This is a genomic window from Mesorhizobium sp. M0998 (assembly GCF_040318885.1).
Taxonomy (GTDB): domain Bacteria; phylum Pseudomonadota; class Alphaproteobacteria; order Rhizobiales; family Rhizobiaceae; genus Mesorhizobium.
The window spans coordinates 93,748-116,795 of the sequence record NZ_JAMYND010000001.1 but is presented as its reverse complement, the minus strand read 5'-3'; the positions used below and the strand labels follow the sequence as shown (position 1 = coordinate 116,795).

Genomic DNA, 23,048 nt, shown 5'->3' with positions numbered 1-23,048 from the left:
ATGCGACTGATGCCGCCCAGCCTGCCGATGCTGCGCCGCGCGCTGGGGAGAAAGCAGTTGCGCCTGCTTCCGGCCGTGGTGGTGCTCGGGCTGCTCAGCGCCGCGCTTGAAGGCTTCGGCATCGGCCTGATCATCCCATTGCTGAACATAATCATGGGGCAGCAGGGGCAGACCGGCATGGCCGGCTTTTCCGCCGTCTTCCAGCATGTCGGATCGAGTTTGAGCGAGCGCGACCGCCTGATCGTCATATCCGTCGCGATTCTCGGCTCGATCGTACTGAAGAACCTGTTCGCTTTCGCCAACACGCTGCTGACCACCTTCATCTACGGCAAGGCGAGCCATTCGATCCGCAGCGCGCTGTCGGAGCAGCTGCTGCGGGTGGGCTACCCGTTCTTCCTGCAGCAAAGTCCCGGACGGCTGCTCAACATCATCTCCAACGAATCCTGGCGGGCCTCGGATGCCATCCAGATCACTTTGGGGGCAATCGTCAATGCATCGGCCGCAATCATCCTATTGGCCTTCCTGCTGCTTCTGTCGTGGCAAATGACGCTGCTGGTGACGCTGGGTCTGGCGCTGGTCCAGGTCGCGCACGCCGTGCTGTCGGCCAATCTGAAGGCGCCGAGCCGCAGCGTCGCCTCCCGCAACAGCCAGCTCGCATCGCAGATGCTGCATCTGGTGCATGCCGGGCGGCTGATCCGCATCTTCGGCCAGGAGCAACGCGAGAAAGCGGCTTTCGACCAGGCATCGGATGCGGTGCGCCGGGCGGCGTTCGTGCTTTTGACGCGTCAGGGAGCGTTGCCGCCGCTGACCGAGGTTCTGCACGCCATGCTGTTCCTGGCGGTGGTGATCGGCGCCTGGTTCGCCAATGTCAGCTTCCCGTTGATCGTCGCCTTCGTCATCCTGCTCTACCGGCTGCAGCCCTACATGCGATCGTTGCAAATGGCCTGGAGCCAGCTGCAGGGCCTCAGCGGATCGCTGGAAGAGGTGACGTGGATGCTGGACCCATCCGACAAGCCAGCGCCGCCGCAAGGCAGCGCAGCGTTCCCCGGGCTCAGCCAAGGCATCAAGTTCGAGGACGTCACCTTTACCTATTCCGGCTCGGAGCAGCGCGCGGTGGTGCTGCATGCGGCGAGCTTCGATATCCGTAGCGGCCGCTCGACCGCGCTGATCGGCCGGTCGGGCGCCGGTAAGACGACGATCGTCAATCTTTTGTGCCGCTTCGTCGAACCGGATAGCGGCAGGATCCTCGTTGATGGATCGCCTCTGGACCGCATCGACCCCAGCCAATGGCGAAAGCACATCGCGCTTGCCAGCCAGGAGCTGGAGCTGGTCGACGGCACGATTTTCGACAACATCATCTACGGCCAGGACGCGGCCTCGGCCGATGACGCCGAGCGCGCGGCAAAACTGGCCGAAGCGCATGGCTTCATCGAGCAACTGCCGCAGGGTTACTTGACAGTCGTCGGCTACCGCGGCGTCAATCTCTCGGCGGGACAGCGACAGCGGATCGCGCTGGCCAGAGCGCTGGTGCGCGATCCCGATATCCTGATCCTGGACGAAGCCACCAATGCGGTGGACGGCCTGTCGGAAGCGGCAATCGTCGAGACGCTCAAGTCGCGGGCCGGCCGCCGCACTACCATCGTCATCAGCCATCATCGCAGCACCATCTCGTTCTGCGACGACGTCGTGATCCTGAGCCACGGCCGTGTGAAAAAGCAGGCGCCGTTCGCCGCGCTTGCGACGCTCAGCATGGACGAGCTTTACCAGCACGAGGCGCTGGAAGGCTGAGGGCGACCCCGCTGCGCGCGCGCTGGGAGGTCGTCTCGGATGTCAAGCCAGGTCAAGCATCTCAGGGGCGAGGAAGACCTCCGCCATACGTCTCTACGGGATTTCTGGGATGATGAGTGATCCCGAGCTTACCCGCTTTTCATCTGGAGCGTACAGAACCAAGGGTCCGCCTGCCAAATCCAGCAATGGCAGGCGGACCCTAATCAGCGCATGAAGGGACTGATTCTGCGCCGATGTCTCCTCGAGGAGGTGACGCCATCAACTGAAGACTGGCGCAGTTGTTCCCGACGCCGGCCGTACACAAGACCATTGCGCAGGCAGGTCAGACTTAGGTCCCTGTAAACGGGCATCGCTGGCCGGAGTGAACATCGGATCGGCTCGGTGGTAGCGAGACTTCGGCCGGAGGTAGATGCAGCCATCGGGTTCCGGGGCATGACCGGCTCGGCGCTGATCATGGGCGGCGATCGATCCCCGCACGACTGATGCCGAGGGGCGCTTGCAGTCCTGCGGAATACGCATCCACCGGCGCCAGTGAAGTTGTCCAAGCGGTACGTAGCGGTCGTCAAGCTGTTGCTAATATGCAGCACACGCAGCGCTCTATGAACGGCGTCGCTTGGAACCGCTACCTCCGACCAACCGTTAGTGTCACAATGACAAACCAAAAAGTGAGGCTGATGATGGACCCGCTGCAAAACAACACGTTGGAGATCTGGTGGCTTGCGGCCGTTCCGCTGTCACTACTCCTTACGGTGTTATTAGCCGGATTTATCCTTTAGCCGGACCCAACGAGGCCGGCTGCGGACCGGGGCCTGGAAGATGAAAATGCCGGCCATTTAGGCACGCTAGGCGTCGCGGACACCTCGTAGCACCAGGCCGTGGCAGCCTTTCCAACATTGCCATCATAATCGGCTCTTTCGACCGGTCCGGTCGGCGGCGATTGCTCGCAGGCCCGTTGCGAGGGCGAGCATGCGAGCTCGTACGTTTTTTACACAATCTCTGATTGGTGGACTCGCCCGCCGCCATCGACGTTAATTTTGCGTTAGCGACAGGAGGGGGGAGATCGCTAAAGGGAGGAAGAAAATGAAAGAAAACTACGATCTGACGATCGACTACGACGACGAACCTTACGACAACAAGCCTTACGATCTAGCCACATTCGCAAGGAAGCACGGGCTCAACATTCGAGCCGCCGAGCTTCTTCTTTTCGCCAAAGGCCCGTCTCGAGCGGCCTGCGATGCCGCGGCGAGGGCCTTTCTCGCGGCAGTCGCCGCACAAGCTATGAGACAATCGGCGCGGTAGGTCTCACAAAACCATTGCTGACACGGCCTGCCGTGTCAGCAACCCAACGGACAGCGCTGGAAATTTTGGACCGTTTCCAACAAGATGCCTGAGCATCCGGGAACGGCCTGAAATGTGCAATCTTTACAATATCACGACCAGCCAGGAGGCCATCCGCCAATGGACAAGCGCCTTGCGCGATATCCTCGGCAATCTCGAACCGTCCATCGACATCTATCCCAACCAGCCAGGCCCGGTGGTGCGCAATGCGCTGGACGGCGAACGCGAACTGGCCAATCTGCTGTGGGGCATGCCGACGCCGCTGGAGCGGGTGAAGGGCAAGGCCGACTACGGCACCACCAACATCCGCAACCCGCAATACGGCCACTGGCAGCAATATCTCGGCATCGAGAACCGCTGCGTTGTGCCCGTCACCAGCTTCGCCGAGCCCAGCCCGACGCCCGGCGACAAGGACCCCGAGACCGGCATTCAGCGCAACTACTGGTTTGCACTCGGCGAGGACCGCCCGCTGTTCTTCTTTGCCGGCCTGTGGACACGTTGGCAGGGCATTCGCAAGGTCAAGGACGGCCCTGGCGATCACCAGGTCCATGGCTTCATGACGACCCAGCCCAACGCGCTGATCGCGCCGATCCACGAGAAGGCAATGCCGGTGATCCTGACCACGCCTGAAGAAACCGAGACCTGGCTCACCGCGCCGTGGTCGGAGGCAAGGCACCTGCAGCGCACGGCGCCCGATGACGCGCTGGTGATCGTCGAAAAACCGGCGACACAGATCAAGTTTCCGCAGCAGGCGCCGGCGCAAGGCTCATTGTTTTAGCGCTTGAATTTCTGCAGCACCCAGATGTAGCCCTTGGGCGGATGATCCTGGTCGATGAACTGCGTCTTCACCATCGTGTCCTTGCGGCTGCATCGCTTGCACCTGAACCTGATCGCTTCCAGCGGCTTGTTCCAGCCCACCACCTGGGCCACGTCATTCGCCCTGAAGCGCCCGACGTGGTAGCAGTGGCCGCACTCCACGATAAGCAGCATGTTGGCCTTGGCGGCACGTCCAACGCTGTCCATCGGCCCGGCCATGGCTCATTTCCGGGTCGAGTAATCCTCGGGCAGCGGAAGCAGGCCAAGCTCCGCCATCCGATAATCTGGCTCCTTCTCCGCTACGCTGGCCAGCACCTCATGCAATTTCTCGACAAGCCCGCAAAGCTGCCAGAACAGCTCGCCATGCGCCTTCAGATGCAGCTGCGACGACAGCACCGTCCGGCGCAGGCTCAAAGTGTCCCTGATGATCGCCTCCGCATCCCTCGCCGACAGCCTGTCGAACCGGCTTTTTCGTCTGCCCATCGCGGCTCTCCTCGATTTGTGAGCAACCGCCCCACCTACTGACAAATAGGAAGGCATTCCTCGCAGAGTCAATTCGCTCTTGACATTTTTGTTCCCGTTTTGTTCAATATCAACTAATGGAGGCACCGAAGCGACAGCACGCCGCCTCAATGCCTCTTGAAATACTGCACCTCGCGTTCGTGCTTTTCGGCGGCCTCGCGGGTATCGAAGGTGCCGAGATTGCGGCGCTTGCCGGTCTTTTCGTCCTTCTTGCGCGAATAGAGGCGGTATTTTCCGTCTTTGAGTTTTCTGATCATCTGTCACTCCCCGAGCCGCTGCTTCCCCTTAAGGTTGCGCGCGGCTTGTTCGATAGCCGCCCTGTCGTTTCCCAGCCTGTCGATCAGCTCCTGCGCCTGTTCGCCCGATATGCCGGTGCGCACCGCCAGGGCCTCCACCGTCAAAACGTCGGAGCTCGCGACCTCGCGGGTTTCCGGCAGGGCATCGCCTGCCGTCAGTGGCAGGGCCGCCTCCCTGTCGATCTCGGCCTCGGCCCGGTGCCAGTGCCGCTCGGGATCGCCATGGATCCCGCCTTCGCGTTCCCAGATCTGGTATGCGCGCTCACGAATCTTGTCTTCCCGGTCGTCGCCCATGTTGATTTCTCCTTTGGGTATCGGATGAACGCCGCGCCAACCCGAATGATCCAAGAAATCTGCGTGATCGTTGGGTGGGGTCGCACAAGGCGCTATGCACTGCGGCCGCCAGCCACCCCACGGCCTGCCTACTCGCACTGCCTGCGCGGCCCGCCCGAATACGGCTGATAGCTGTTGTCCTCCGGTCGATATGACCGGTAGCGGCTGAAGCAGTATTGCACGTGGTCGAATGAGAGCTCGGCGGCGCCGGGTTCATCCGATGGCGGGTAGCCCTCCACCGACGACGTATCGCTCGCCTCGAAATAGCTGCCGTCATCGGCGGCGCCGGTGTCGAAATAGGGCGAGATGCAGGGGCGCTGTTGTCCGCTGTAGGACGTGTAGCGGTTGTCGTCTGGCCGGTAGGAGCGATAGCGGCTGGCGCACCATTCGACATGGGCGGCGGGTAGCGTCTGCTGCTCTTCCACCACCGGCTTGATGGAGCCGGTGGTGTCGGGTGTCGAAGCTGCTGCGGTGTCGGCGGGTTTCGCGGTGCGATCAACTTCCGAGGTGCGAACGGGGACCGGGCGGGCCGGGAGGCGCTCGAGGCGCTGCGAGGCTGGGTTCACCGGTCGCGGATCCTTGGCCCACAGTTCGGCGACGCTGGAGGCCGGGGCGGCCGGCCGTACCGGCTTGGCTATTAGAAGCCAGGTGGCGAAGGCGAGACCGCTGGCGAATACGGCGAGCGTCAGCACGAAGCCGCCAAAGATTGCGAACAAGGCTTTCATGCCGCGCTCCTTCGCCTCCCGGTTAAGGAAATGCGGGGGCGGGGAATCCGGTTCCAGGAAAGAGCGGGGCAGGGGTCTTAGGCGGCTTTCAGTGCAGGCCGAATTCGCGCAGCAATTCCTCGCGGTAGCGCACGAAGCGGCTTTCGCTGCGCTCGCGCGGGCGGGGCAGGTCGATGTCGATCAGCCGCGCCGCGCCGCCTTTCTCCTTGGGCAGGATCAGCACCCGGTCGGCGAGGTAGATTGCTTCCTCGAGGTCGTGCGTCACCATCACCATGGTGACGTTCTCCTCGCTCCAGATGCGCGCCAGTTCCTCCTGCATGCCGATCTTGGTCATCGCATCGAGCGCGCCCAGCGGCTCGTCGAGCAGCAGGATTTCGGGCTGCACGGTCAAGGCGCGGGCGATGCCGACGCGCTGCGCCATGCCGCCCGACAGCTGCCGGGGAACGGCATCGCTGAATTCGGCGAGGCCGACGAGCGCGATATAGAAGCGCGCCCGTTCCTCGGCCTCGGCCTTTGGCACGCCGCGCACTTCGAGACCGAAGGCGACATTGCCGAGCACGGTCAACCAGGGCAGTAGGCGCGGTTCCTGGAAGATCACCGCACGTTCGGCACCGACGCCGTGCACCGGCTTGCCGTCGATGGCGACGCCGCCGCTGTCGGCGGCCTCCAGCCCGGCAAGGATGCGCAGCAGCGTGGTCTTGCCCGATCCGCTGGCGCCGACGATGACAAGGCATTCGCCCGAGCGGATGTCGAGGTTGAGGGTCCTCAGAACAGCGAGCGAGCGCCCACTGATGCTGAACGATTTGGACAGGTCGCGTATGCTGACCTGACCGCCGCTTGTGCTGCTCATCGCGCGCGTCTCCCAACTGGTTGGTCGGTTGCCTTTGTCAGTTGGTCTTGGTTTCGCCCGGCCGGTAAAGGATGTCTGTTGCCTTCAGCTTGCCCTTTGGCAGGCGGCCGTCGCGCTCGAGCACGCTGACCCAGAAGTCGATGTCGCGGTCCGTCGCCTTGGCCCCCTGGCGCAGGCCGAAGCCGGTCCAGTAACGCGCCAGTTCGCCGTTTTCGCCGCGCTTGTCGAGGATTGTGGCGAGCACCTTGCGCGCTTCGTCGGGGTTCTGCAGCGACCAGTCGGAGGCGCGCGCCGATTGTTCGACGAAGTTGCGGGCGGCGTCCGGATGCGCGGCGATGAAGTCGCGCCTGAGCACGACGAAGCCGCCGGCCAGCTCGCCCAGCACGTCGGTGTCGTTGAACACGCCACGCACGCCGCCGTTGTCCACGAGGGCGCCGGCAAACGTCGCCTGCCAGTAGCCGAGCGCCGCGATGTCGACCTGACGGGAGCGCAAGGTCTGTTCGAGCTGCGGTCCGGGCACGACGACGAGATTGGCAGCATCCGGCGGCAGGCCGACGCTGTGCAGCGCCTCGCGCACGGTGTAGTCGAGATGGGCGCCGAGCGTGTTGACGGCGATGGTCTTGCCGGCGATGTCGGCGATCGATTTGATCGGGCTGTCGTCCAGCACGTAGAAGACGCTGCGCACCTTGCTGTTGATGCCGTTGCTCGGATAGGCGGCGACGAAGTCGTTGCCGCCGGAGATCGAGTTGATCACGGCTGCGGTTGCAGCCGAGCCGATATCGACGCTGCCGGAGGCCAGCGCAAACAATGATTCCGGGCCGCCGCCGGAATAGCCGACATTCTCGACCTCGATACCGAGGCCTTTGAAATAGCCGAGCTCGCCGGCCAGCTCATGCGGAGAGATGCTGCCACGGCTGGCGAGGGAGCGGAACTTCACTGGTTCCGCTTCGGCAAAGGCGAAGCGCGGCAGGCCCGCGGCGAGAAGGCCGGCGGCGAAGGGCGCGCCGGCAAGCAGGGAACGGCGGGAGATTTTCATGGTCCGGGTCTTTCCTGATTTGAGTTCTGGCCTGGTTGAGATTGGTAAGGGCGGGTGGTCAGTCGACGGAATTGCTCCAGCGGCAGAGCCGGCGCTGCAGGCTGACCAGCGCCTGGTTTGCAATCAGGCCGAGGCCGGCGAGGATGACGATTGCCGCAAACATCAGCGGGATCTGGAAATTGTATTGCGCGTTCATCACCTGGAAGCCGATGCCCTTGTTGGCGCCGATCATTTCGGAAGCGATCAACAGCAGCAGCGCCGTGGTGGCGCTGAGCCTAAGCCCAACGAAGATCGACGGCACGGCGCCGGGCAGCACGACGCGACGGAAGACGGTGAGCTGCCTGGCACCGTAGACGCGGGCCATCTCCAGCAGTTTCGGATCGACCTGCTTGACGCCGCCGATGGTGTTGAGCAGCAACGGGAACAGCGTCGCCCAGAAGATGACGAACACCTTGGAGGCCTCGCCGAGCCCAAGCAGCAGGATAAATACGGGATAGAGCGCCAGCGCCGAGGTCTGGCGGAAAACCTGCAGGATGGGATCGAGCGCGGTTTCGACCGTGCGCACCTGACCCATGAACAGGCCAAGTGGGATGGCGACCAGCACGGCGGCCGCGAAAGCGAGACCGGCGCGCTGCAGGCTGATGGCGATGTCGCCGAGCAGAGTGCCGCCGACCAGCCCCTTCCAAAGTGCCGCGACAATCATGTCGATCGGCGGCAGCACGGCCGCGTTGACCCAGCCCGCGCTGCTCGACACTTGCCAGATTGCGAGGAAAGCGATGAGGACGCCGTAGCGCGACAGGAAGCGGATGCCCGCCCGGCCACCGAGGCGCAGGAAGTCCGTGCCGAGGCTTGTCGTGCTGTCAGGCGTGCCGAGGCTGGCGGCCTGTTCGATGTGCTGCAAGGTCATCGGGTTGCCTCCTGCTTGGAAAATATCGGGCTTCTCGGGATTATTCGGCGGCCAGCACCGCCGAGCGGGCGGCGGTCCAGGGGTTTTCCGGCCGCCTGAGGCCGAGGTTCTCGCGCAGGGTCCTGCCTTCATAGGCGGTGCGGAACAGGCCGCGGCGCTGCAGTTCGGGGATCACCAGCTCGACGAAGTCGTCGAGCCCGCCGGGCAGCCAGGGCGGCAGGATGTTGAAGCCGTCGGCGGCTTCGTTGCCGAACCATTCCTCCAGCTGATCGGCGACCTGCGTGGCGCTGCCGATGACGGTATAATGGCCGCGGGCCGTTGCCACCCATTGGTAAAGCTGTCGGATGGTGAAGTTGTGCTCGTCGGCAATCTGGCGGATCAGCGCCTGGCGGCTCTTCATGCCTTCGGTCTCCTTGCTCGGCGGCAGCGGTCCATCGAGCGGATAGCCGGTGATGTCGAGCGTCTGGCCGGCCAGCCCGTTGAGCAGGGCGACGCCGTCTTCGGGCAGGATGAGATCGTTCAGCTGCTGGTACTTGGCGCGCGCTTCTTCTTCGGTGCGGCCGACGAAAGGTGCCACGCCCGGCATGATCAGCACCTGCTCGGGATTGCGGCCGGCGGCCGTCACGCGCGCCTTGATATCGCGATAGAATTCCTGCGCCGACGCCAGGTTCTGATGGGCGGTGAAGATGACTTCCGCCGAGTGGGCGGCGAGCTTGCGACCGTCTTCCGATTGCCCCGCCTGCACCACGACCGGATGCCCCTGCACCGGGCGCGGCACGTTGAGCGGCCCTTTCACGCTGAAATGCGCGCCCTTGTGGTCGATGTCGTGGAGCTTGTCCTTGTCGTAGAAGCGCCCCGATTTCTTGTCGCGGATGAAGGCATCGTCCTCCCAGCTGTCCCACAGCGCCTTGACCGTCTCGACGTGCTCATGCGCGCGGGCATAGCGCTCGGCGTGGGCAGGCTGCGTCTCGCGATTGAAGTTGCGCGCGGTTTCGTCGCCGGCCGAGGTGACGACGTTCCAGCCGGCGCGGCCGTTCGACAGATGATCGAGCGAGGCGAATTTGCGGGCGAGCGTGTAGGGCTCCTCGTAGGTGGTCGAGGCGGTAGCGATGAAGCCGAGATGCGTGGTGAGCGGCGCCAGCGCTGCAAACAGCGTCACTGGCTCGAAGCCGGCGATCTTGGCATTGCCGCCTTCACGCGCGCCGAGGCCGACCGTCAGATTGTCGGCGAGGAAATAGGCGTCGAACAGGCCGCGCTCGGCGGTCAGGGCGAGCTGCTTGTGGAACTCGAAATTGGTGGCGCCGTCGGCCGGCGCCTCGGGGTGGCGCCAGGCGGCGATATGCTGTCCGCCGCCGGGCAGGAAAGCGCCCAGTTTGATTTGCCTGGATTTGGTGGATCTGGTCATCGCGGCGTGCTCCTGGACGGATCGGAAAGGGGATCTCGGGTCAGTGGTGCGTTCAGGCGGCAAGGCCGACGCCGTAGGGCACCCCGGTTACACGGCATGCCTCGGCGACCGCCTGCCGGGCGCGGGCGTGGATGGCTTCCGACACCAGCACGCCATTGGCAAAATCCTTGTCGGAGGCGTAGATCGCGGTCGGCACGGTCAGCGCCTCGAAGAAGCCGAACAGCGGCCGCAACTGGTGCTCGACGATCAGCGAATGGCGCTCGCCGCCGCCGGTCGCGGCGAGAATGACGGGCTTGCCCCTCAGCGACGACGGATCGAGCAGGTCGAAGAAATGCTTGAAAAGCCCGGTATAGCTGCCTTTGAAAGTCGGCGAGCCGGCCACCAGGATGTCGGCGCCCAGCAGCCGTTCGACAATGTTGCGCGCCACCGGGTCGAGGTCGCCGAGGCGCCTTGCCTGCGGCAGGGAAGCGCCGAGATCCTCGATATCGAAGACGGCCGAGGCCGCGCCGATGCTTTCGGCGGCCTGCCCGACGATGTGGCTGACGAACGCCTTGGTCTTCGAGGGCCGGGTCAAATTGCCCGACAGCCCCACCACGAGCTTTTTCGACATTCCTGGCTCCCTCTCAAGCGCTCTATTTTAAGATCTTGGGTCTAGCGATCTATGTTAAATCTAGAGAGTTTGTAGAATTAAGAGAGTGAGAAAATTTCAAAAGTAGCGCATTGGGCGAACGGAGTTTGCGGCACATCGCCCACAATTGGTTCATTCAATGCGCCGCAGCGCGCTGAAAACCCGCCACAGCGCCTTCAGCCGCGATGGCGCAGCGCGTCGGGCAGAGCGCATGAACCGGCCGGACATATAAGGCAAGTCGCCCTCGGACGCTCCCGGCGCGACGTCGAGGAACTATGTCCCGATACCACGATCCTCGACGGCCTAGCGGTCCTCGGGGAGGATGCAAGCGAGGCACAGGCCACGGCGCTGGAGTGGCTCCGCGGCATGCAGTGAGTCAGGCCAATTTGATTCAAATCCGGCTGTGGATATTTGCTTTTAGCTAAATCGAGGCGGTCATCTTGCCGGCGGGCGGGCAACAGGGAGATGCCTATGACAAGCGACTTTGCCGCCGCACACCTGCACCTTGAACGAGCCTGCCACTATTTGAGCGGCGAGGACGAGACGAGCCGCACGGCTCGTGCGGCTCTGGATCTCCTGATCGATGCAATTGTCGCAGCGCAATACAAGCGGCCGGTGGGAGATGTTGTGGAGTTTCCAAGGCCGGCAAAGCTGGGGCAATCCGCAAGCGGGAACGGGTAGTCCAACTGGCGGCGTCCCTTGTCCTGCCGGATTTACATGAACCAGGTTGCCACCAGGCCGATCGTCGCCGAGAAGATGGCGACGGTCGTTGCCCAGCCGAGTATGTTGGTGCTGCGGCTGTTAACCTGATCGCCCATGATCCTGCGGCTGTTCGTCATCAGCATGATGAGCAGCAGCAAGGGCGGTGTCGAGAAGCCTTGAACGATGCCGGACCAGACCAGCGCCTTCATCGGATTGAAGCCGAGAAAGTTCAGGCCAGCGGCGATCGCCGTAAAAAATCCGATGGCGAGGTAAAATTTGGGCGCCTCTCGAGCCCGGGCGTGCAGGCTGTTTTTCCAGCCGATGGCTTGTGCCACGTCATAGGCAGCGCCGGTGGTCATGACAGGAACCGCTAGGAAACCGACGCCGATCACACCTGCGGCGAACAGAACGCTTGCGGCCTGGCCGGCGAGCGGCCGCAGCGCCTCCGCGGCTTGCGCGGCCGTGTCGATATCGTGATGCCCCGCCTTGTAGAGCGTCGCCCCCGTCGACAGGATGATGAAATACATGATGAGATTTGAAAACATCATGCCGATGAGGATGTCCCGGCGCGAGCGGCGGAGTTCGCTCTCGGTAGCGCCCTTCCTTTGGCTGAGCGTTGTGCGCCCCTGGGCAATCTCCTCCTCCACCTCCTCATTGGACTGCCACGTATAGAGATAGGCGGACAGCGTCGTGCCGATGATGGCGACCAGGATCGACAGGAACTCGCGATTGAATTCGATCCTGGGGAGCAACGTCCCGCGCAGCACCGCCGCGGCGTCCGGCTTGGCCAGAATGGCGGCACCGACATAGGCGAGCAGCGCCAGCGCCAGCCAGCGAAAGATGTTGCGGATCAAAGTATAGGAGCCGAAAACCTGGAGGGCGAAGATGAGGGCGGCGACGAACAGCACGATCAGCGGAATGGGAAGCGGCACGAATATGTTGATCGCCGCCGCCATTCCACCAAGATCCGCCGCTGCCTCGATGGTGTTGCCGACGAGCACACCCAACAGCACCGACCAGAGCAGCCACCGCGGGTAGAAGTCCTTGATGACGTGGAACAATCCGCGCCCCGACACCTGGCCGAGCTTCGACGACAGATAGACAACCGCGTACATCATCGGCAACGTCACCGGGGCCGTCCAGAGCAGGTCGGGTCCGAAACGGGCGCCGGCACTTGCATAGGTGCCTATAGCGGAACAATCGTCGTCGGCCGCCCCTGTTATCAGGCCGAGGCCGAGCGCTCGTCCTATGCCGCCCTTGCCCTCCTTCGGTGGGATGGAATGATCGGAACCGGCCTGCCTCATTGCGACCGGACCGGGTTGCGAACGAAAGACGCGGCCTGCCATGCAATAATGGTAAGGATGGGTCGCGGCGCTGGTCTCATTTTGCTTCCTTCAACAACTTGCCCAAACCCGGCGTGCCATGACTTGTTCCGCGACGACCGGACAGGGGTTTTGTCTCAGGCAAAAAAAGTTCAGGTTGACCACTTCCGAACGCGAAGCGACTATCCGTTCGAGGCGAAGATCGCAGGAGGAAATGCAATGGACGAGCCCGGTCAGTGGCGCCACATGTCGAGCGCGCCAAGGGACGGCAGCAGAATCCTTGTCACGGTTCGGCCGTCCGAGCAGGGTCCGGCCGAGGTCGACATGGCTTACTGGGCCCGCGCCGATCAGTTCGGCAGCGAAGGCTGGCGCGCCTCCGACTCGTCTCCAGGACGCATCGTCGAATATGCCGAACCCGAACTGAAGTGCTGGATGCCGCTGCCGTCGGCCAATCTCAGCAAGGGATCGATGCCGAGCCCCTGGGAGGGCGAAGATGTGCCGCTGGTGGATGGCTCCGGGATATGAGCTAGCGGGAAGGTAGTTTTGATCGCTGGCGGGACAACGCCTCCCTCTGTCCTGCCGGACATCTCCCCCACAAGGGGGGATTGGCCCTCATCGCGGCCTTCGCTAATCTCCGACGCTGCAAGAAGGGCGCGGCTATTGAAGCTGCCGATCTCCCCCCTTGAAGGGGAGATGTCCGGCAGGACAGAGGGGGTGTGAAGGAATGCCAACGTCCCGGTTGGCCCGCCTCGTTAGAACAGGAATGCGGCCGTGGCGGGGTTCGGGCCGGTGCGGCCGTCGGGCGAATCCATGCCCCGGATAAGCTCGAGGTCCTTCGCTTCCAACTCGAAATCGAAGACATCGAAATTGGCGGCGATGCGGTCCTGGTGGATCGACTTTGGAATGACGATCAGCCCTTCCTGAAGGTGCCACCTGACGATCGTCTGCGCCACCGACTTGCCGTGTTTCCTGGCGATACTTTCAAGCGTCGGATCGCTCAACAGCCGGCCGCTGCCCAGCGGGCTCCAGCTCTCAATGCGGATGTTGTGCCTGTCGTGGAATTCACGTTTGTCACGCTGCTGGAAGCGGGGGTGGAGCTCGATCTGGTTGACGGTCGGCGTGACGCCGGTCTCGCCGATGATCCGTTCGAGGTGGTCCTGGTTGAAATTCGAAACGCCGATCGACTTGATCCGGCCTGATTGCCTGAGTTCGATCAGCGTCTTCCAGGCCTCGACATATCTGTCCTGGCTGGGCACCGGCCAATGGATCAGGAACAGGTCGATCTGTTCGATGCCGAGCTTGCTCATCGTCTCGTCGAAGGCGCGCAAGGCGGCGTCGCGCTGATGCGCGCCATTGCGCAGTTTCGAGGTGATGAACAACTCGCTTCCCGGGACGCCGGCCGAGCGGATCGCCTGCCCGACACCTTCCTCGTTCTGATAGCCTTCGGCGGTGTCGATCAGCCTGTAGCCGGCCTCGATTCCCCAGCGCACCACCTTGGCGGTGATGGCTGGATCGACCTGCCACACGCCGAGGCCGATTTGCGGAATGGCGGAGCCGTCGTTCAATCTGATTTGTTCAGGTCTATTCAGTGTAATCTGTTCAGGCATGTTCAGGTCCTTCTGCATCGTTCCGCCCGGCGCAGGCTCTATCTAGTCTGAATGGCCGCCAAAGCCAGTCGATATCAGGAGAATGTGAGGAGACGGACGTGAAGCGCTGATCCTCCGCTTCGGGCCGACAGCTCTCTGCGACCCACGGACTCCAGGGAACTCTATACAGGACGACCCCACTATCGCGGATTCTGTGGTATTCTGTGGACGATCCGAGGAGGCGACTGCGTTGACCAACAGCTTGGAAGCCGAAGGGGCAAGAGACTGGTCGCCCCTGCTGGTCGCGGCAGAACAAGGCGATGCGGAGGCGGTTCGATCGGAATTGGCGGCTGGCGCCGACATCAATCAGTCGGACGACGGCGGCTGGTCTGCACTTCACCTTTCAGCCCTCAATGGCCGCACAGCTGTGGTGGAGGCGCTGATCGAAGACCCGGAAATCGACGTGAATGCCAGAAACAAGTGGAAGAGCACGCCCTTGAGCCTTGCGTCGGCCAAGGGACATTACGCGTGTATCTCAGTCCTCGTGAGACACCCCCAAATAGAGATCAACGCGCGAGCTGACTACTACGGCAGAACGGCTCTTATCGAGGCGGCGAAGAACGGGCATCTCGAAGTCGTCAAGTTGCTCGTGGAGAATGGCGCGGAAGTAAATCTGACCGACAAGACGGGGAGAAACAACGCGCTCATCGAGGCTATCAAGGGGCGGCACTACGAGATCGCGGAATACCTGCTGGATTCTGGGAAAGTGAGCTTTATCAACAAAGAGATGAGGCTAAACGCCCTGATCTGGGCTGGCAGCTGCCACAACCCTCAGCTTATCGAAAAGCTGGAAGCCGCGATCCAAAGTTTCTTCGACGGCAAATAAGGGCCTCGCCCTTACTGTCGCGGGGCGCGTCCCTATCTCCCGTCACGTCGACGCGCTCGGTGGCGCAAGCGGCCCCGCGGCGCTTCGCATAAATTATTCAACCAAATGGTTGACTATCTCAAAGCGCGCGTCTATATTCAACTACATGGTTGAATTAGAGACACCCCAGATGGACGCGGTTTTTCACGCCCTTGGCGACGCCACCCGGCGGCACATGCTTCGCGATCTCGCCGATGGCGAGAAAACGGTAAGCCAGCTGGCGGAACCCTTCGCGATGTCGCTCGCGGCGGCCTCCAAGCACATCAAGGCGCTGGAGAACGCAGGGCTTATTCGTCGAGAGGTGAGGGGCCGCACGCATCTGTGCCGACTAGCCCCTGGACCGCTGGCCAGCGCCCATCAGTGGCTCAGCTTCTACGAGCGCTTCTGGACCGGTCGTCTCGATGTTCTCGAACGCCTTCTTCGCGAAGAGGACGCACGCAAAGCCCAGGATGAGTCCAGGAAATCGCCCAACCCGAATGAAGGAGACGAGCAATGAACCAGATGAGAAGCATCGACGCCTATGGCGAGCTGAGCGAGCCCGCCACGTTCACCATCCAGCGCCTCTTGCCCGGCCCCATCGAGCGCGTCTGGGCCTATCTCACCGAGAGTGACTTGCGCCGGCAATGGATGGCCGCGGGCCAGATGGAACTGAAGGCCGGCAGCTCGTTCGAATTGGTCTGGCGTAACGACGAGCTGACGGACCCGCCTGGCCAGCGCCCCGCGGGCTTTCCCGAAGAGCATCGTATGGAGGGCCGGATCACCGAACTCGATCCGCCGTCCAAGCTTTCCATCACCTGGGGAAACACCGGCGGCGTCTCCTTCTTGCTGGAGGCGAAGGGTAGCGATGTGCTGCTCACCGTCGTTCATCGCCGCCTGCCGGAACGTGCAATCCAGCTCAACATCACCGCCGGCTGGCACATCCACCTCGACCTGCTGGCCGCCCGCCTGGCGGGCAAGACGCCGACCTCGTTCTGGGACGGCTGGAGCCACCTGCGGGAAGAATACGACCGCCGTCTGCCGGCCTGATGTAACTCGCGGCGGCTATCCCTGAGGTCGCCGCCAGCAACACGAAGCAACGCTGAACCGATGAAACGTGCTTGCATCCCGCAAGCCTGATGGAGGAAGTCATGCGCAAATTGATCGCTGGAATGAAGATTTCCGTCGATGGCAAGATGGAGGGGCCCGAGGGTTACGCCGATTGGGTCGACGCGTGGTCGGACGAATACGGCCTGACGCCGCAAATCGATGTCTGCCTGCTTGGCAGCGTCATGTATGCCGGCTACGAGCGCTACTGGAGCGCCATCCAGAACGAGCCCGACAAGCCGCTGCCGATGACCGGCAAATTGCCGAAGCCGGCCGAGCTAGAATGGGCCCGCTTCGCCGCGCAGACGCCGCATTATGTGCTGTCGAACACAATGACTTCGGCGGCCTGGCCAAAGACGCGCTTCGTGCGGAATTTCGAGGATATCGCTGCGCTGAAACAGCAGCCCGGCAAGGACATCTACCTTATGGGCGGCGCCCGAATTACCGCGAGCCTTATCGATGCCGGGCTGGTCGATGAACTCAGGCTGATCGTCTATCCGCTGCTCGCCGGTGACGGAAAGGCGCTGTTTGGGACGGCGAAAAATCGTCGTGGGCTCGAACTGCGCAAGGTCGAACAGCTTTCGGACGGCCGCGTCGGGCTGGTCTATGGGATCGGCTAAAGCGCGTCGCGTTCGATCGGCCTCATGCGACGCGCTTTTTTCGCGGCATGCATTAGCGCCAAGGTCAGGCAACGACGCCGCGGCAGGCCCAGGCGACATTGGCAAAGGACCTCGGGCCATCGGGCCGGCCGGCCTCGTAGGCGTCGCGCATGGCGGCGTCGGTGCGCGCCCGCTCTTCCGGGTCGAGCGCGGCCACATACTTGCCGAGCGGCCCTTCGCCGGCGGCAATCGGCGCCCAGTAATCATCGAAGTTTTGGTAGTCCATGCGGATCATCAACTGGGTTTCCGTAACGTCGCGGAGACCCTGTTCGACAAAGGTCCGTTTCATTTCACCCGGCTGCATCATCGGCTGCGTGCAATAGCGGGCACGCAGCTGGCGTCCGCCTTCACTGAGCACCGCCACCGTGTCGATCATCATGCGCATCCCCGGCATGCCGCCGAGATGGTCCCATACCGTCGCCGCGACGACGCCGCCCGGCCGCACGACGCGGCGCATCTCGGCGACTGCCTTGCCGGCTTCGGGCACGAAATGGAGCACGAGCAGGGCCAGGGCACGGTCGAACGCGCCGTCCTCAAAGGGCAGGGCGCAGGCATCCGCCTGACGGATTTTTATCCGCGGATCGGTGTTGCGCCGGATTGCCTCCTCCACGAAAACGGCCGAAAAGTCGATCGCCGCGACCTCACCGAGGTCAGCGGCCTTGGCGAGCGCGAAGGTCAGACTGCCGGTGCCGCAACCGACGTCGAGGATCTTTTCGCCGTCCTTGAGGCCCGCGAAACCGATGAACAGCGGCGCGAGCTTTTGGCTCCAGCGGCCCATGAGCTGCTCATAGCCGGCAGCATGGTGAACGTTGAAACTTGAAGTCATCGAACCCTCCCTTAGCATAAGCTAAACCTCGACACAGCGATTGCCAAGGCGGGCGAGCATTCGTCCACCTCGGGGAGCCGTTGGCGAAAGCTAACTTATGGATGCCGGGTTGCTTCGCGGATTGATGTCCCCGCGTCGGCCTCGACTAGCCTCAGCGAGTTATTCGGCCGGCAGCCCGCGACGCTTCAATTCGCTGCGCGGCACCGGATCTCCGACACGGAAGCCGAAGGAAATGACTTTCGTCGCGTCCGGATCGACCTCGCAACGAAAGCTCAGGTCGTACCACTGCCCGTTGACGGGAAAGGGTGCACTGGCGACGTCAAGGACCGTGCCCTCCTTCAACCGATACTTGGGAATGCTGTCAAAAAAATAGGGGGGCGAGGCGTGGAGCAACTGCCCGCCGAGTTCCGTGGCGCAGAGCTGCCCGACCCGTTCGCCGCGCGGCAAAGCAGCCATTGCGATTGTCGCTATCGGATCACCGGTTGCTGCTTCCGAGAACAACGTCTTGGCTTGCTGAAGCTTCAAGGGTTTTTGCTCCTTGGCGACGTTCGCTGGCTTGGGCTTAGGCGGCGCGGATGCGCCAGGCGACGGAGCCGAGTCTCTGCCGTCGACCGCGGTCACGTCCGGCGCCTGTGCAGGGTCCTGTTTATTGGGATCTTGCCGCGCTGGCGGTTGTTCCGAACCATCCTCCGCACTGTTGCCGTCCAGAGACTTGCGAGGACCGGCGTCCTTCTCACCGAATTGGAAGACAGGTCTCTGCGCGGTGACCTCACGGCTCGTCGGCGTCTCGACCTTGGCTTCCGGCTGCTTTTCCGGCTTGGGCGGTTCAGCGGGGGACGGAGGTTTGGTTTTTTCCGGCGGTTTAGGCGGCGGCACGATATCAACTGCGATGGGCTGCTCCTTCTGCGGCTGCGGGGACGACAGCGGCAGTGCGGACAAAAGAAGCGCGGCGGCGAGCAAATGCACGACCGCGGAGGCAGGCAAGGCCCACCCGAATACCCGGCGCTGATCCCGTATGTCGTCTCTCATCGTGACCGGTGTGTGGAATGAAATATTGGCGGCATCAAGCATCGATGCCGCCAGACGTCGAAATAACCTGTTGCGAATCGAAAGTCGGCGGCTGCAATGCGGCGCGGCATCCAATCGTGTGGCGTCGGCGTCCGCGCAGGGGACCGGGCCAGCAGCGCATGCATCAAGTCGTCATTTCAGGCGGCTAGCAGGCACGCCCTCCCGGCACGGTGTCGCCGGTTGAAATCACAGGGAAACCGATAGCCCGCCGTCAACCGCCAGCACGTGCCCGTTGACGTAAGCGGCAGCGTCGGAGGCGAGAAACACCACGGCTCCGCCGAGCTCCTCAGGCTGGGCCCAGCGGCCCGCGGGGGTTCGTGCCTCGACCCATTTGGTGAAGGCCTCGTCGTGCATAAGTGCGGTGTTGAGCTCGGTGGCGAAATAGCCGGGGGCGATGGCGTTGACGGTGATGCCGTGACGGCCCAGCTCAGCGGCAGTGGAGCGTGTCAGCCCGTGCAGGCCCGCCTTTGCCGCCACATAGGCGTGAATGGTGGGGCGGCCAAGGATCGCTGCGACCGATCCGGTGTTTATTATGCGCCCGAACTTGTTTGGCAGCATCAGGCGCACCGCGTCGCGCATCATGCGGAAGCAAGCCGACAGATTGACGGCAACCACATGGTTGAAATCCTCGTCCTGCCATTCGACCAGCGGTTTCCGATGCTGGATGCCGGCGTTGTTGACCAGAATATCGAGGCGGCCGTGGCGTTCGACGATTCCTTCGAGCGACGCCCTTGAGATCGCCGCGTCGGTGACATCGAACGGCAGGGCTTCTGCACCGATCCTTTCGGCCGCCACGGAAAGGGCGGCCACGTCGCGGGCATTGACGATCACCGTCGCACCGTTTTCGGCAAGTGCCTTGGCCATGGCAAAACCAAGACCACGCGAGGCACCCGTGACCAATGCGACACGGCCCTTGAGCGAGAACAATTCCGGCATTGAGATCCCCTATGAAAAGGGCGGGAGTTTCCTCCCGCCCAAAAGCGCTATTTGGCGACGCAGGTGTCGGCTGTCTCCGGAGTGCAGACATCGAGGCCCGTGTAGGTCGGGTCGGCCGGCGGAGCCTTGCCCTCCTTCATGTCCTTCAGCGCCATCATCGTCTTGTAGCCCATCTCGAACGGCCGCTGACCGACCTGGCCAAGGGAGAAACCTTCCTTCATCTGGTCGATCTGTACCGGAAGCGTGTCGGCAACGACAAGGGCCAGGGCTTTCGAGGCGATCTTGTCCTTGTACGGTGCGACCGCGGCGCGGTTGGCGTCGGGAATGAACTGCGGGAAGCCACCGGTTGGGACGAATGCGTCGAGGTTCGGGTTTTTCGCCATGATATCCTCGAACTGTTGCACCGAAAGCGGGAAATCATCGTTGGTGTAGAGCGGACAGCCTTCGATTTCGGTCCAGCCGTTCTGGCCCGTCAGCCGATCCCCGGGCGAGGCCGCCGATTTGGTGCCCGAAAGCGTATCGCGAATGCCCTGCATGCGCTCGTTGTGGTTGGCCGCCGCGGCGCCGCCGGACTGGATGCAGATCGTGCCGCCTTTGGGCTTGATCTGCATAACAAGCTTGGCGAGGTTCTCGCCGATCTCATAATTGTGCGTGCCGATATAGGCAACGCGCAGATCCTTGTTTTCGGGCAGGAGATCGGAGTCCCAGGTGAGGACCGGGATGCCGGCTTCCTTGGCGGCCTGCAACGCAACCGCCATCGCGGCGGCGTTCGATGGCGACACGGCGATGCCGTCCACCTTCTTGGCCACGAGATCCTGCACGATCTGCACCTGCTCGTCGCCACCACCATGCTCGCCGGGGCCGATATACATGCACTCCACGGCGCCATTGGATTCGGCCTCGGCTTTCTTGCAGCCGTCGCGTGCCTGGTCGAAGAAAGGATTGTTCATGTTCTTCGGCACCAGGGCGAAGGTGTATTTCGCCTGGGCGCCGGAAACGGCAAGCACCATTGCGCCAAGCGCGACGGCGGCCGTCAGCAGATGTTTTTTCATGTGACGTTCTCCTCCTTGGTGTGATGTCCCGCAAGCCTCCCGCCGGCGGGTTTCTAGCGGCGTTTTTTGGGCATCAAGACTGCCAGCGACGCGGCGAGAATCGATTTGCCGCCCGTTTGCATGCCCAAGAGAACCGCAAGAACGATGAAGGCGCCGACGAAGGCACCCTGCCAGTTTGAATCGATGCCGGCCATCAGCAGCGCATTCCTGATCACCTCGAGGAAGGCCGAACCGATGATCGCACCGAAGGCCGTGCCGGCGCCGCCCATGAGGCTGGCGCCGCCAATGACTGTCGCGGCGATAACGCGCAGTTCGTAGCCCTGGCCCATGGCATTTATAGCCGAGCCGTTATAGCCGAGGAGCAGGAGCGAGGCGAGCGCGGCGGTGAAAGCCGAGAAGACATAGGCCTCGAATTTAATCCAGTTGACCGGAACGCCGGTGAGCCGTGCCGCCTCCTCATTGCCGCCGATGGCGAAGAGATGCCTGGCCCAGGCTGTGAAGTTGAATACGAAGCCGACAATCAGGGCCAGGATCACCATGGTCCAGAACTGTGACGACAGTTCTGGTATCCAATGCGGTGCCCAGTCGTTCGGACCATGCCGCGGCCATTTCCACTGACCGATTGCCTTCACGATCGGAGCATCGGGCCCGAACTGGTAGAGCATCTGGTTGGCCGAGAATACGACCGCCAGCGAGCGCGCGACGGACAGCATGCCGAGGGTGACCACAAAGGACGGCATCCCGACATAGGCGACAAAGAATCCGTTGACCGCGCCACAGGCCAGACCGGAGAAAAGGCCCATGGCGAAGGCGACGTACCAGGGATAATGCCAGGTGAGGAACAGGCCGGCGACGATGACCACGAGACCCATGACGGAGCCGACCGACAGATCGATACCGCCGGTGATGATGACGATCGTCATGCCAAGTGCCATGATGCCGAAAGGTGCGAAGTTGCGCGTCACATTGGCGACGTTTTCAGAGGTGCCGAAGCTCGGCTCCATCGCAGTCATCAACATGACGAGCGCGATGAGCGCGATCATCACCCAGAAGGGCTGACTTGAAATCACACGTTGGAGAACTGTTTTTTCCTTGGTCGGGACGAAATCCGACATGGCCGGCCGGCCATGTTCTTCGACTGAGCCCCGAACGCCAACTGACTCCTGAACACTATTCGCCACGGATGGCCCCCGTTATCAGTCCAGTGATTTCCTCGGGCGATGTTTTGTCGGCTGGCTTGTCGGCAACTTTCGAGCCCCGCCTGAGGACGATAATGCGATCTGCCACGGCGAACACGTCAGGCATTCGGTGACTGATCAGCATGACGCCGACTCCTTGTGCTTTGAGGCGTCGGATCAGTTCGAGTACTTCCGCCACCTGGCGCACCGAGATGGCGGCCGTTGGTTCGTCCATCAGCACCAGCTTGGCATTTGAAAGCCGGGTCCGCGCGATGGCGACCGCCTGGCGCTGCCCACCCGACATCTTCCTGACGAGGTCGCGCGGCCGGGTTTCCGATTTGAGTTCCTTGAACAGCGCTGCCGAGCGATCGATCATCGCCTGCTTGTCAAGAATCCTGATCGGCCAGAAGCCTTTCTTGATCTCGCGCCCCAGAAAGACGTTCTGCGCGGCCGTCAAGTTATCGGCGAGCGCCAGGTCCTGATAAACAACTTCGATCCCCTTGGCGCGGGCCTGCACGGGCTGGTGGAAGTGGCACACCTCGCCCTCGACTACAATTTCGCCGTCGCTCGGAGGAAAATTCCCGGCCACAGTCTTGACTATCGTCGACTTGCCGGCGCCGTTGTCCCCCATCAGACCAACGACTTCGCCTCGCTCCACCTGGAAGCTAACGTCGGTCAGGGCCTGGATAGCCCCGAAATTCTTGGAGACGTGGCGAACCTCAAGCACCGGCATCGCGGTCCTCCCGGGACAACATTTTATCGGTCTTGTCCCTGGTCTATGCACAGCAGCTAATCAGCGAAACGTATTCAACACAATCATTTATTAGGTCAGGCATTTATTAGGTCAGGCCTCCCGGCAGTGACACGCGTCGTCTTAGGCCGTGACCTTGTAGCTGCTGCAGAACACCGAGGGCTCGGCCGGTCCTCAAGACAATCACCAGGCGATCCTCAGGGCTTGCGCCGCTTCATATCCGTTTCGGGTGAAATGAGTAGGCATTTTGCGAGCGGTGCCAACGCCTCGGGTATGGAGCGCGGCAGAACACGGCTTTGCGTCATTCAAACACACG

General features: G+C 62.6%; 26 protein-coding genes. 8 read left to right on the top strand and 18 right to left on the bottom strand.

Annotation, left to right across the window (positions count from 1 at the left end; translation table 11 throughout):
- The 3 genes from NKH59_RS00675 (at position 1) to NKH59_RS00665 (ending at position 3,904) form a co-directional block, all read left to right on the top strand.
- Positions 1–1,788: an ABC transporter ATP-binding protein gene (locus tag NKH59_RS00675; protein ID WP_502908666.1), complete on the top strand. Its 1,788-nt coding sequence runs from the start codon at positions 1–3 to the stop codon at positions 1,786–1,788.
- Positions 1,789–2,868: 1,080 nt separating this feature from the next.
- On the top strand, positions 2,869–3,087 hold the full coding sequence (locus NKH59_RS00670; RefSeq protein WP_292659780.1) for a hypothetical protein: 219 nt from the start codon (positions 2,869–2,871) through the stop codon (positions 3,085–3,087).
- A 112-nt stretch (positions 3,088–3,199) separates the two neighbouring features.
- Positions 3,200–3,904: an SOS response-associated peptidase gene (locus NKH59_RS00665; protein WP_352744129.1), complete on the top strand. Its 705-nt coding sequence runs from the start codon at positions 3,200–3,202 to the stop codon at positions 3,902–3,904.
- Here NKH59_RS00665 and NKH59_RS00660 read toward each other — a convergent pair.
- From NKH59_RS00660 to NKH59_RS00610, 11 genes are all read right to left on the bottom strand, one after another.
- A complete protein-coding gene (locus NKH59_RS00660; RefSeq protein ID WP_352744131.1) occupies positions 3,901–4,161 on the bottom strand; it encodes a hypothetical protein in 261 nt (86 codons plus the stop codon). The two genes, NKH59_RS00665 and NKH59_RS00660, sit on opposite strands and share 4 nt — an antisense overlap.
- Positions 4,162–4,164: 3 nt before the next feature.
- Positions 4,165–4,425, bottom strand: coding sequence for a hypothetical protein (locus NKH59_RS00655; protein ID WP_352587141.1), 261 nt, complete (start codon positions 4,423–4,425; stop codon positions 4,165–4,167).
- A 146-nt stretch (positions 4,426–4,571) separates the two neighbouring features.
- Positions 4,572–4,721, bottom strand: coding sequence for a hypothetical protein (locus tag NKH59_RS00650; RefSeq protein ID WP_023677295.1), 150 nt, complete (start codon positions 4,719–4,721; stop codon positions 4,572–4,574).
- Between the two features lie 3 nt (positions 4,722–4,724).
- Positions 4,725–5,054: a DUF2934 domain-containing protein gene (locus tag NKH59_RS00645; RefSeq protein ID WP_287286361.1), complete on the bottom strand. Its 330-nt coding sequence runs from the start codon at positions 5,052–5,054 to the stop codon at positions 4,725–4,727.
- 128 nt (positions 5,055–5,182) lie between these two features.
- Positions 5,183–5,818 carry a BA14K family protein gene (locus tag NKH59_RS00640; protein ID WP_352541205.1) on the bottom strand — a complete coding sequence of 212 codons (636 nt, stop codon included), beginning with the start codon at positions 5,816–5,818 and terminating at the stop codon, positions 5,183–5,185.
- An 88-nt stretch (positions 5,819–5,906) separates the two neighbouring features.
- The gene (locus tag NKH59_RS00635; RefSeq protein WP_352541204.1) at positions 5,907–6,668 is read right to left on the bottom strand and encodes an ABC transporter ATP-binding protein; all 762 of its coding nucleotides are present in this window, start codon (positions 6,666–6,668) and stop codon (positions 5,907–5,909) included.
- 37 nt (positions 6,669–6,705) lie between these two features.
- The gene (locus tag NKH59_RS00630; RefSeq protein ID WP_352472197.1) at positions 6,706–7,704 is read right to left on the bottom strand and encodes an ABC transporter substrate-binding protein; all 999 of its coding nucleotides are present in this window, start codon (positions 7,702–7,704) and stop codon (positions 6,706–6,708) included.
- 58 nt (positions 7,705–7,762) lie between these two features.
- Positions 7,763–8,611, bottom strand: a complete 849-nt coding sequence (locus tag NKH59_RS00625; protein WP_352501264.1) for an ABC transporter permease — start codon at positions 8,609–8,611, stop codon at positions 7,763–7,765.
- A gap of 40 nt (positions 8,612–8,651) precedes the next feature.
- Positions 8,652–10,016: an LLM class flavin-dependent oxidoreductase gene (locus NKH59_RS00620; protein ID WP_352541202.1), complete on the bottom strand. Its 1,365-nt coding sequence runs from the start codon at positions 10,014–10,016 to the stop codon at positions 8,652–8,654.
- Between the two features lie 52 nt (positions 10,017–10,068).
- Complete coding sequence (gene msuE, locus NKH59_RS00615; RefSeq protein ID WP_352541201.1) at positions 10,069–10,626, bottom strand: FMN reductase; 558 nt, start codon at positions 10,624–10,626, stop codon at positions 10,069–10,071.
- A gap of 731 nt (positions 10,627–11,357) precedes the next feature.
- Positions 11,358–12,650, bottom strand: a complete 1,293-nt coding sequence (locus NKH59_RS00610; protein ID WP_352541200.1) for an Nramp family divalent metal transporter — start codon at positions 12,648–12,650, stop codon at positions 11,358–11,360.
- Between the two features lie 237 nt (positions 12,651–12,887).
- On the opposite strand from NKH59_RS00610, the gene NKH59_RS00605 reads away from it, so the two are divergent.
- Positions 12,888–13,193 (top strand): hypothetical protein, encoded by a 306-nt coding sequence (locus NKH59_RS00605; protein ID WP_023677305.1) that lies wholly within the window; start codon positions 12,888–12,890, stop codon positions 13,191–13,193.
- Between the two features lie 227 nt (positions 13,194–13,420).
- Here the strand turns inward: NKH59_RS00605 and NKH59_RS00600 are convergent, their stop codons facing one another.
- A complete protein-coding gene (locus NKH59_RS00600; protein WP_352501260.1) occupies positions 13,421–14,275 on the bottom strand; it encodes an aldo/keto reductase in 855 nt (284 codons plus the stop codon).
- A 229-nt stretch (positions 14,276–14,504) separates the two neighbouring features.
- Between NKH59_RS00600 and NKH59_RS00595 the strand changes: the two genes are divergently transcribed.
- The 4 genes from NKH59_RS00595 to NKH59_RS00580 all read left to right on the top strand — a co-directional run bounded on the left by NKH59_RS00595 (position 14,505) and on the right by NKH59_RS00580 (position 16,882).
- Positions 14,505–15,140 (top strand): ankyrin repeat domain-containing protein, encoded by a 636-nt coding sequence (locus NKH59_RS00595; RefSeq protein WP_352541199.1) that lies wholly within the window; start codon positions 14,505–14,507, stop codon positions 15,138–15,140.
- A 145-nt stretch (positions 15,141–15,285) separates the two neighbouring features.
- Positions 15,286–15,675, top strand: coding sequence for an ArsR/SmtB family transcription factor (locus NKH59_RS00590; protein ID WP_352501433.1), 390 nt, complete (start codon positions 15,286–15,288; stop codon positions 15,673–15,675).
- Positions 15,672–16,205: an SRPBCC family protein gene (locus NKH59_RS00585; RefSeq protein WP_352501259.1), complete on the top strand. Its 534-nt coding sequence runs from the start codon at positions 15,672–15,674 to the stop codon at positions 16,203–16,205. Before NKH59_RS00590 ends, NKH59_RS00585 begins: the two co-directional genes overlap by 4 nt.
- A 101-nt stretch (positions 16,206–16,306) precedes the next feature.
- A complete protein-coding gene (locus NKH59_RS00580) occupies positions 16,307–16,882 on the top strand; it encodes a dihydrofolate reductase family protein (protein WP_352541198.1) in 576 nt (191 codons plus the stop codon).
- A gap of 64 nt (positions 16,883–16,946) precedes the next feature.
- On the opposite strand, the gene NKH59_RS00575 is transcribed toward NKH59_RS00580, so the two are convergent.
- The 6 genes from NKH59_RS00575 to NKH59_RS00550 all read right to left on the bottom strand — a co-directional run bounded on the left by NKH59_RS00575 (position 16,947) and on the right by NKH59_RS00550 (position 22,714).
- Positions 16,947–17,747: a class I SAM-dependent methyltransferase gene (locus NKH59_RS00575; RefSeq protein WP_352501257.1), complete on the bottom strand. Its 801-nt coding sequence runs from the start codon at positions 17,745–17,747 to the stop codon at positions 16,947–16,949.
- 159 nt (positions 17,748–17,906) lie between these two features.
- Positions 17,907–18,818: a DUF930 domain-containing protein gene (locus NKH59_RS00570; protein ID WP_352541197.1), complete on the bottom strand. Its 912-nt coding sequence runs from the start codon at positions 18,816–18,818 to the stop codon at positions 17,907–17,909.
- Between the two features lie 183 nt (positions 18,819–19,001).
- The gene (locus tag NKH59_RS00565) at positions 19,002–19,751 is read right to left on the bottom strand and encodes a glucose 1-dehydrogenase (protein WP_352489988.1); all 750 of its coding nucleotides are present in this window, start codon (positions 19,749–19,751) and stop codon (positions 19,002–19,004) included.
- Between the two features lie 47 nt (positions 19,752–19,798).
- Positions 19,799–20,803: a sugar-binding protein gene (locus tag NKH59_RS00560; RefSeq protein ID WP_352489989.1), complete on the bottom strand. Its 1,005-nt coding sequence runs from the start codon at positions 20,801–20,803 to the stop codon at positions 19,799–19,801.
- 53 nt (positions 20,804–20,856) lie between these two features.
- Positions 20,857–21,918, bottom strand: a complete 1,062-nt coding sequence (locus NKH59_RS00555; RefSeq protein ID WP_352489990.1) for an ABC transporter permease — start codon at positions 21,916–21,918, stop codon at positions 20,857–20,859.
- Between the two features lie 55 nt (positions 21,919–21,973).
- Positions 21,974–22,714 carry an ATP-binding cassette domain-containing protein gene (locus NKH59_RS00550; protein ID WP_254819718.1) on the bottom strand — a complete coding sequence of 247 codons (741 nt, stop codon included), beginning with the start codon at positions 22,712–22,714 and terminating at the stop codon, positions 21,974–21,976.
- Between the last annotated feature and the right edge of the window lie 334 nt (positions 22,715–23,048).